This is a genomic window from Phenylobacterium sp. (genome assembly GCF_020253645.1).
Classification (GTDB): Bacteria; Pseudomonadota; Alphaproteobacteria; order Caulobacterales; family Caulobacteraceae; genus Phenylobacterium.
The window spans coordinates 1-7,752 of the sequence record NZ_JADCBG010000152.1 but is presented as its reverse complement, the minus strand read 5'-3'; the positions used below and the strand labels follow the sequence as shown (position 1 = coordinate 7,752).

Here is a 7,752-nt window from a genome sequence, read left to right as displayed (position 1 = left end):
GAACCACCGCCCGTGATCAGGATGGAGGACCCGGCGCGCGCCGCGAGGCTGTTCATCACCCCGCCGGCGCCGGTCTGGATGCCGCAGCCCAGGGGGCCCATGAGTTCCAGCGGCACGTCGTCCGGCAGCTTCACCAGATTGCGTTCGTAGGTCAGGGCGTGGCTGGCGAAGGAGGACTGGCCGAAGAAGTTGGAGGCGATGTCGCCGGCGTCGTCATGCAGGGCCCGCGTACCGTCTGTGCGGGCCCCGGTGTAGTTCAGCAGGGGCATGGTGCGGCAGTAGGGGGCGTCGCCGTCATGGCATCGGTCGCAGGCGCCGCAGGAGCGATAGCTGATCGCCACCCGGTCCCCGGGACGGAACCGTGTGACGGCGGAGCCCACCGCCTCGACCACCCCGGAGCCCTCGTGCCCGAACACCGCCGGCAGGGGGTAGACCGCCTCTCCGGCATGCCGGAAGACGAGGTCGGTGTGGCAAAGGCCGACACCGGCGATCCGCACCCGGACCTCGTCCTCCCGGGGATCATCCAGCGACAGGGGCGCGATGTCGAAACCGGTCCTGCCGGGACGGGCGACGGCGGCGGTGATCTTCATAGCGGCTCTCCTCGCCCTTGGTGGACCAGATCGGCGGCGGCGGCGCAACTGCGTCCGGTTCTCCGTGCCGTCGCCGGAAACGAAAAAGGCCGCCCTGGAGGGCGGCCTTTTCATCTTCCGGGGAAGGAGTTCAGGTTCAGGCGGCCTTGTCGGCGAGCTTGGCCTTCACTTGGCGCTTGATCTTCAGGGCGCGGGGCGAGAGGTCCTCGTCGCGGGCCTTCACCAGGTAGGCGTCCAGGCCGCCCTTGAAGTCGAGGGTGCGCAGGACGGCGTTGGTGATGCGCAGCTTGAAGGTCTGGCCAAGGGCGTCAGACTGCAGGGACACGGGCGCCAGGGCCGGAAGGAAGCGGCGCTTGGTCTTGACGTTCGAGTGGCTCACATTGTGGCCGACCATCGGTCCGACACCAGAGAGTTCACAGCGGCGCGACATGGGTTTCTCATCCCGACAGAAAGAGGCCCGGAGACCGCGCGGCCACCGGGGGAGCGGCGATATAGGCGAAGCGGGCCGTGGAGGTCAAGGCTGAGTCCGGGAGGCGCGAATTGCTGATAGTTGTCGAGATGCGCTCGGTCGTCGAATTCGCCGAACGTCCGTAGACGGTAGCGCGCGCCCGATCTGACCCGGGGCGCGTGGCGGGGTCGATTTGAAGCCGTCGTAGATTCAAATGCCGTTGGCGGGCGCGAGGTAGCCCCTCTCAGAGTTCGCTCGATAGCGGTCCACGTGATAAAACACGCGGCGGCGAGGGAACGGTGGCTGATTTTCTTGATCGTGACGCAACGGATCAACTCGCGGCTCTCGAGATTGGCGCTGACATTGCAGGTTCCCTCCGCATTCCCGCCAGCTATTGCGGCGTCTTCGCGCACAAGCCGACCTTCGGCGTCATCTCCCAGCGTGGCCTCGTTCCTCCCGCCGTAAGGGCCGCCGATATCGATCTTGCCGTGGTCGGCCCGATGGCCAGATCGGCCCGGGACCTCCAACTGCTCTACAACACGATCGCAGATCATCCGGACGCGACGCGAAAGCGGGCGACACTCCGGACACTGCGTGTTGGGCTGTGGATCGATGAACCCGCCTTCGTGCTGGATCATCCGGTGCACGATACGATTAGGGCCTTCGCGGAAAGATTGAGCGCAGCTGGCTCTGTCGTCTCGCCCATAAGTGCACCCGTACCGCCGGGTGTGCTGCTCAGCACCTACACGATGCTCCTCTTTGCAATCATGGGCGCGTCCTTACCGCCATTGGCGGGCGTACTCTTCGAAGCTCTGCGCGGCCCTGCACGGGTCGCAACAGCAATGGGAGCGAGCCCTATGTCATGGGCTCAAGGCGTACTTGGGTATGCGGCCCGGCATCGAGACTGGTTGGCAGCGAATGAAACCCGAGCGCACCTGCGCGGCGAAATGATCACCTTTTTCCAACGGTATGACATCCTGATCTGCCCGTGCGCGCCCACGGTCGCCTTTCCGCATGACCACCGCCCAATCAATTGGCGCACGCTCTCAACATCCACCGGGGACCGGTTTTCCTATCTGCGGATGCTCGAATGGTCGGCGCTCGCGACGACATGCGGCCTGCCCGCCACGGCCATACCGGCGGGTTTAGCCGCCAGCGGCCTTCCCGTAGGGATTCAGATCATCGGCCCGCCGGGCAGCGACACCTTCGTAATCGCCGTCGCCGAGGCAATTGACAGAGCTCTGCAAGCGGCCTGAGCCGACGTCCAAAATCAAGTCGGGTAAAGGATGATCTGTGTGGCGCGGAACAGCGCCATGCGACGGCCGCTCGACAGGGAGGTTATCTCGGCATCCCACAGCTGCGTCGTGCGCCCGCTGTGAACGAGAGAAGCGATGATTTCGACTTCACCCATCGTCGCTGTGCCGATGAAGTTGCACTTGACCTCAGCCGTCGTGAAACTGCGTGCGCCTTCCGGCCATGCGGTCGATACGCCGTAGGCGCACAGGAGATCGGCCAGGGTCAGCCCGACGCCGGCCAGGAGGTAGCCGGTATGTGCAACGAGGTCGGGTCGAACGGTGAACCGCCCTGCTACGCGACCGTCGCTCACCGCGGTTACGGAAAGCCCCAAATGCTCCGGCAGCTTGCCGACATTGGCCTGGTTTAGCCGCTCAACGGAGGTTTGGTTCGTTGTTGCGACCATCTGACGTGCTCCGGAGCCCTACCTTCAGTGGCGCCCTTCCGTCTGCTCGGCTCGATATTCGAGGAGCTTGCGGTAGACGTCGGATTACCAAGCCCGTCCCAGAAATCGCTCAGATCAAGCCTGTTCGGTGAAGTTGCCAGCGCTAACTTGAAAGAACAAGTCACTGCCCGGAATCGGGACATCGTAGACGGCAGGATTGACCTGAGGATGGGCCGGCAGTCTGAACAATGGGAATCGTTCTCGGACCTGAGACTTCGGGACATGGGGGAGAAGGGCGGATGAGAAAGACGGTGGTGATCACGGGGGCCGGGCGCGGGATCGGGCGGCGACTCGTTGAGCTCTACCTGGACGCCGGCGACCAGGTCGTCGCGGGCGTTCGGGATCCGGCGGCGGTCCGCGAGTTGCAACAAGGCTCAGGCGGCGGAGACCTGGAGGTCTGCGCCCTCGACGTCCGGGATGGCGGCTCCGTGCAGCGCCTGGCCGATGCGCTGGGCGGACGCCGGGTCGACCTTCTCATCAACAATGCGGGCGTGATGGGCGGCGACCGGCAGTCGCTGGACGATATGGATTACGACGCCTGGCGGGACGCCCTGGAGGTCAACACCCTGGCGCCCTTTCGGGTGACCACCGCCCTGTTGCCCAACCTCGCCCGAGCCCCTCAGCCGAAGATCATCACCTTGACCAGCCAGATGGGGTCCCTCAGCCGCAATAGCCCTGGCGCGTTTGCCTACAGGAGCTCGAAGGCCGCCGCGAACAAGGTCATGCAGGTCCTGGCGCTGGACCTCAAGGCCCGGGGCATGATCGTTTGCCCGATGCACCCCGGCTGGGTCCGCACCGACATGGGCGGACCGAACGCGGCGATCTCTGTTGAAGATAGCGCCCGCGGTCTCGTCGAGGTGATTGAGCGGCTGGGCATGGCTGAGTCCGGACGGTTCTGGACCTGGGACGGCGCCGAGCACCCCTGGTAGCCGGCGCCCCCGACAGGACCCGGCGGCGTCGGTCCGGTCCTGCGCCTTTGCTGTGGACGGATTGATTTTTTCATTTGTGGTTAACGGGCGATCAGCTACTATCCCTAGTATAGAACAAAATCCGAATCGTGCGGTGTCGCTGATTCGGTCATGATTCGTTTCGCCCGTGTTCGTGGGAAGCGTTGGGTTCGTTAAATCCTTTACCCAGGTCCGGCGACTCGCGGGCGTCCAGTCGACTCCCGACCTCTTGCAGGCGGCCGATTCCCACCCCACCCTGACGCCATGAGCGAGCGTCCGCTGGGTCCTGCGCCGTCGCGCCTCGTCGCCGTCCTCGGCCCCACCAACACCGGCAAGACCCACTTCGCCGTCGAGCGGATGCTGGGTCACGCCTCCGGCATGATCGGCCTGCCGCTGCGTCTGCTCGCCCGGGAGATTTACGACCGTATCGTCCGCGCCAGGGGGCCGCGCGCCGTGGCCCTGATCACCGGCGAGGAAAAGATCATTCCGCCCCGGGCGAGCTACTTCGTGTGCACGGTCGAGGCCATGCCGCTCAGCCGCGAGGTCGAGTTCCTGGCGGTGGACGAGATCCAGCTCTGCGCCGACCCCGAACGCGGGCATGTCTTCACGCATCGACTGCTCCACGCCCGCGGCCGGTCGGAGACCCTGCTGCTGGGCTCTCTTTCGATGGCGCCCCTGATCCGCCGCCTCCTGCCCAACGCCGAGATCGTCAGCCGGGAGCGGTTCTCCACCCTCTCCTACGACGGCGGCAAGAAACTGACCCGCCAGCCGCGGCGGACGGCCGTGGTCGCCTTCTCCGCCGACCAGGTCTACGCCATCGCCGAGTTGATCCGCCGGCAGAGGGGCGGGGCTGCGGTGGTGATGGGGTCGCTCTCGCCACGGACCCGGAACGCCCAGGTCGAGCTCTACCAGTCCGGGGAGGTGGACTTCCTGGTGGCCACCGACGCCATCGGCATGGGTCTGAACATGGACGTCGACCATGTCGCCTTCGCCGGGCTGCAGAAGTTCGACGGGCGTCGGACCCGCGCCCTGCACCCCCAGGAGGTGGGGCAGATCGCCGGGCGGGCCGGGCGGTTCCGCAAGGACGGGACCTTCGGGGTCACCGGCGATTGCGAAGACATGGACCCAGGCCTGGTCGCCCAGGTGGAGGCGCACCGGTACGATCCGGTTCCGTCGGCCGAATGGCGCAACCCCGGGCTCGACTTCGGCTCCCTCGGGGGGCTGCTCCGTTCCCTCGGCGAGGCGCCAGGCCGTGAAGGCCTGTCCCTGTCGGCCGAGGCCCTGGACGAGATCACCCTGCGACAGCTGGCCTCGGACCCCCGCGTGGCGGACCGCTGCCGGGATCGCAGCGCCCTCCTCCATCTCTGGGACGTCTGCCAGACCCCGGACTTCCGAAAGACCGGGCTCGAGGAGCACGTGCGCCTGGCGCGGGAGTTCTTCTTCTGGCTGTCCAGCCATGGCCGGCGGATCCCCGAGGACTGGATGGCGGAGCAGTTCCGCCGGCTAGACCGGACGGAGGGCGAGATCGACACCCTCCAGGCCCGCCTCTCCAACGTGCGGACGATGGCCTATGTCGCCAACCGGCCCGGCTGGCTGAACGACCCCGCTGGCTGGCAGGGACGGACCCGGGTGCTCGAGGACCGCCTCTCGGACACCCTGCACGAGAAGCTCACCGCCCGGTTCGTGGACCGGCGGACCAGTGTCCTGATGCGCACCCTGCGCAGCTCCGGCGACCTCCTTGCGGGTGTCTCGCGGGAGGGCGTGGTGACGGTCGAGGGGCAGGTGGTCGGCCGGTTGCAGGGCGTGGTCTTCACCCCGGAACGGGCCGGGTCCGCCCTCGAGGAGAAGGCCCTGCGCGCAGCGGCGAACGCCGCAGCCGCCCCGGAGATCGCCCGGCGTCTCGGCCGGCTGGCGGCGGAGCCGGACGAGGCCTTCACCCTGGAGCCTGGTGGACGGATTCTCTGGCGCGGCGAGGCGGCGGCCGCGGTCCAGGGCGGCGGGATCTTCGCCCCCCGGGCACGTCTCTTCGGCGACCTGGGACCCGCCCCGGCGCGGGAGCGCGCCCAGAGGCGGCTGGAGGCCTGGCTGGCGGCGGAGGCGGGCCGTCGCCTCGCCCCCCTCGCCGCCCTGGACGAAGCCCTGCGCAGCGGCCGTCTGAGAGGACTCGCCCGGGGGCTGGCCTGGAGGCTGGTGGAGGCTGGCGGCGTCCTCGACCGAGCGGAGGTGCGCGAGGAGGCCGCGGCCCTGTCGCCTTCGGAGCGCCGCAGCCTGCGCGCCCTGGGCGTCCGGCTTGGCGCCTTCTCAGTCTTCCTGCCCGCCCTTCCTTCACCTGCAGCCCTGGACCTCGTGCGGGCCGTTCTCGCTCCGGACCTTCCCCCGCCGGGACCCGGCCGCCTCCTGCGAGGACAGGAGCCGCCCCTGCGGCCCGTTCTGGCGGCGGCGGGGCTTCGCCGGGCCGGGGACCTGCTGGTGGAGGCGGCGCGCCTGGAATCCCTTGACGCCGCCCTGCGCGCAGCCCCGTCCAATGGCCGGGGCGTAGAGGTTTCACCTGCCCTCGCCGGCCTGCTTGAGGGCTCCGTGGAACATCTCTTCGCCGTCCTGAGGGCCCTGGGCTTCGCACCGCTCGAGCGTCCGCGAACCGACGTCCCGGTCGCCTGGCGACGCCGGCGTCCACCGGCGCCCCGTCCGCCGGATCCGGTGAAGGACGCCTCGCCCTTCTCCGCCCTCGCGGCGCTGAAGCCCGCCCCGGAGGCGGTGGCCGCCCGGGGCCGAACTCGTCGCTCGGGACGACGTCCCCGCAAGTCCGGGCGGAAAGCCGGGTGAGCGGGACGTCCTCAATCCGCGCCGACGTCTGGCTCTGGCGGGCCCGGTTCTTCAAGTCCCGCAGTCTGGCGGCCCGCTTCCTGGACGAGGGCCGGGTGCGCCTGACCCCGGAAGGTAACGAGACCCGGATCGACAAGTGCGCACGCCCCCTGCGGATCGGCGACCGCCTTGTCTTCGCGGTGGGCGGCCGGCTGACGGCTGTCGAGGTGCTGGGATTCGGAGAGCGCCGGGGTCCGCCGGCGGAGGCCCGCACCCTCTACCGCGCCTTCGAGGCGCAAGACGAGGTTGGGCCGGGCCCGGCCTGAACCCCTTCCCCGCCGGGCGCGAGCGCTTTAGCGTCGGGCCAAAGGGGAGGACGCAACATGACCGCAAGACTGGCCATACTCGGGGCGCTGGCCCTCCTCGCGGCGCTTCTTGCCGTAAGCGATGCGGCGGCCCAGTCCCGGCCGGCCGTCGAGGCGCGGAAGGTTGTGGGCCTGGTCGCCCCGGCCGAAATCCTCATCGACCGCTGGGGCGTACCCCACATCTACGCCCGCTCAGCCCGGGACGCCTTCTTCGTCCAGGGTTACAACGCCGCACGCGACCGGCTTTGGCAGATCGATCTGTGGCGTAAACGGGGCCTTGGGCTGCTGGCCAGGGACTTTGGTCCGGACTTTGCGGACCAGGACCGCGCCGCCCGGCTCTTCCTCTACCGCGGGGACATGGCCGCCGAATGGGCCGCCTACGGCGCCTCATCGAAATCGGACACAGAAGCCTTCGTTTCGGGGATCAACGCCTATGTCGACGAGATCCTCTCAGGCCGCCGCCCCCTGCCCCGGGAGTTCCGCATCGCCGGAACGCGGCCCGACCGCTGGAGGCCGGAGGACGTGGTGCGGATCCGCAGCCACGGCCTGACCCGGAACGCAGGGATGGAGGCTCTTCGGGCGCAGATCTTGTGCAAGGGCGGCCCCGGCGCGGACAGGCTCTTTAAGAAGCTGGAGCCGGCCTGGGCGAGCCGGGTCCCCGAAGGCCTCGACCCCTGCGCCATCCCGGCAGACGTGCTCAAGGACTACAACCTCGCCACCCGGGGCGTGAAGTTCGACGCTGCCCGCCGGCGGCTTGCGGCGGAGGCTCCGCCGCCAGACTCACAGGGATCGAACAACTGGACGATCGCACCGTCGCGTACGACGACCGGGCGGGCGATCCTGGCCAATGACCCGCACAGGG

Annotated in this window: 8 protein-coding genes; 5 read left to right on the top strand and 3 right to left on the bottom strand. The window is 68.5% G+C overall.

Going from position 1 to position 7,752, the window contains the following annotated elements:
* Positions 1 to 590, bottom strand: a 590-nt coding sequence (locus INE98_RS10550; RefSeq protein WP_293538787.1) for an alcohol dehydrogenase catalytic domain-containing protein, incomplete at its 3' end; no start/stop codon positions are given.
* Between the two features lie 136 nt (positions 591 to 726).
* Positions 727 to 1,020, bottom strand: coding sequence for a 50S ribosomal protein L28 (gene rpmB / locus INE98_RS10545; protein WP_293513418.1), 294 nt, complete (start codon positions 1,018 to 1,020; stop codon positions 727 to 729).
* Positions 1,021 to 1,337: 317 nt separating this feature from the next.
* On the opposite strand from rpmB, the gene INE98_RS10540 reads away from it, so the two are divergent.
* Entirely contained in the window at positions 1,338 to 2,294 is a 957-nt protein-coding gene (locus INE98_RS10540; protein ID WP_293538785.1) for an amidase family protein, read from the top strand.
* Positions 2,295 to 2,308: 14 nt separating this feature from the next.
* Here the strand turns inward: INE98_RS10540 and INE98_RS10535 are convergent, their stop codons facing one another.
* The gene (locus INE98_RS10535; protein ID WP_293513420.1) at positions 2,309 to 2,737 is read right to left on the bottom strand and encodes a PaaI family thioesterase; all 429 of its coding nucleotides are present in this window, start codon (positions 2,735 to 2,737) and stop codon (positions 2,309 to 2,311) included.
* Positions 2,738 to 3,015: 278 nt separating this feature from the next.
* Here INE98_RS10535 and INE98_RS10530 point away from each other — a divergent pair, with 278 nt between their 5' ends.
* The 4 genes from INE98_RS10530 to INE98_RS10515 all read left to right on the top strand — a co-directional run.
* A complete protein-coding gene (locus INE98_RS10530; protein WP_293513422.1) occupies positions 3,016 to 3,705 on the top strand; it encodes an SDR family oxidoreductase in 690 nt (229 codons plus the stop codon).
* A gap of 282 nt (positions 3,706 to 3,987) precedes the next feature.
* Positions 3,988 to 6,546 carry a helicase-related protein gene (locus INE98_RS10525; protein ID WP_293538783.1) on the top strand — a complete coding sequence of 853 codons (2,559 nt, stop codon included), beginning with the start codon at positions 3,988 to 3,990 and terminating at the stop codon, positions 6,544 to 6,546.
* On the top strand, positions 6,543 to 6,851 hold the full coding sequence (locus INE98_RS10520; protein WP_293538781.1) for a S4 domain-containing protein: 309 nt from the start codon (positions 6,543 to 6,545) through the stop codon (positions 6,849 to 6,851). Before INE98_RS10525 ends, INE98_RS10520 begins: the two co-directional genes overlap by 4 nt.
* 57 nt (positions 6,852 to 6,908) lie before the next feature.
* Positions 6,909 to 7,752 (top strand): penicillin acylase family protein (locus INE98_RS10515; protein ID WP_293538779.1); only part of this gene is annotated, 844 nt, incomplete at its 3' end.

Excerpts from the sequence above, each read along its gene's own strand:
- INE98_RS10530 (WP_293513422.1), top strand. The coding sequence starts at position 3,016 with ATGAGAAAGACGGTGGTGATCACGGGGGCCGGGCGCGGGATCGGGCGG.
- rpmB (WP_293513418.1), bottom strand. The coding sequence starts at position 1,020 with ATGTCGCGCCGCTGTGAACTCTCTGGTGTCGGACCGATGGTCGGCCAC.
- INE98_RS10535 (WP_293513420.1), bottom strand. The coding sequence starts at position 2,737 with ATGGTCGCAACAACGAACCAAACCTCCGTTGAGCGGCTAAACCAGGCC.
- INE98_RS10525 (WP_293538783.1), top strand. The coding sequence starts at position 3,988 with ATGAGCGAGCGTCCGCTGGGTCCTGCGCCGTCGCGCCTCGTCGCCGTC.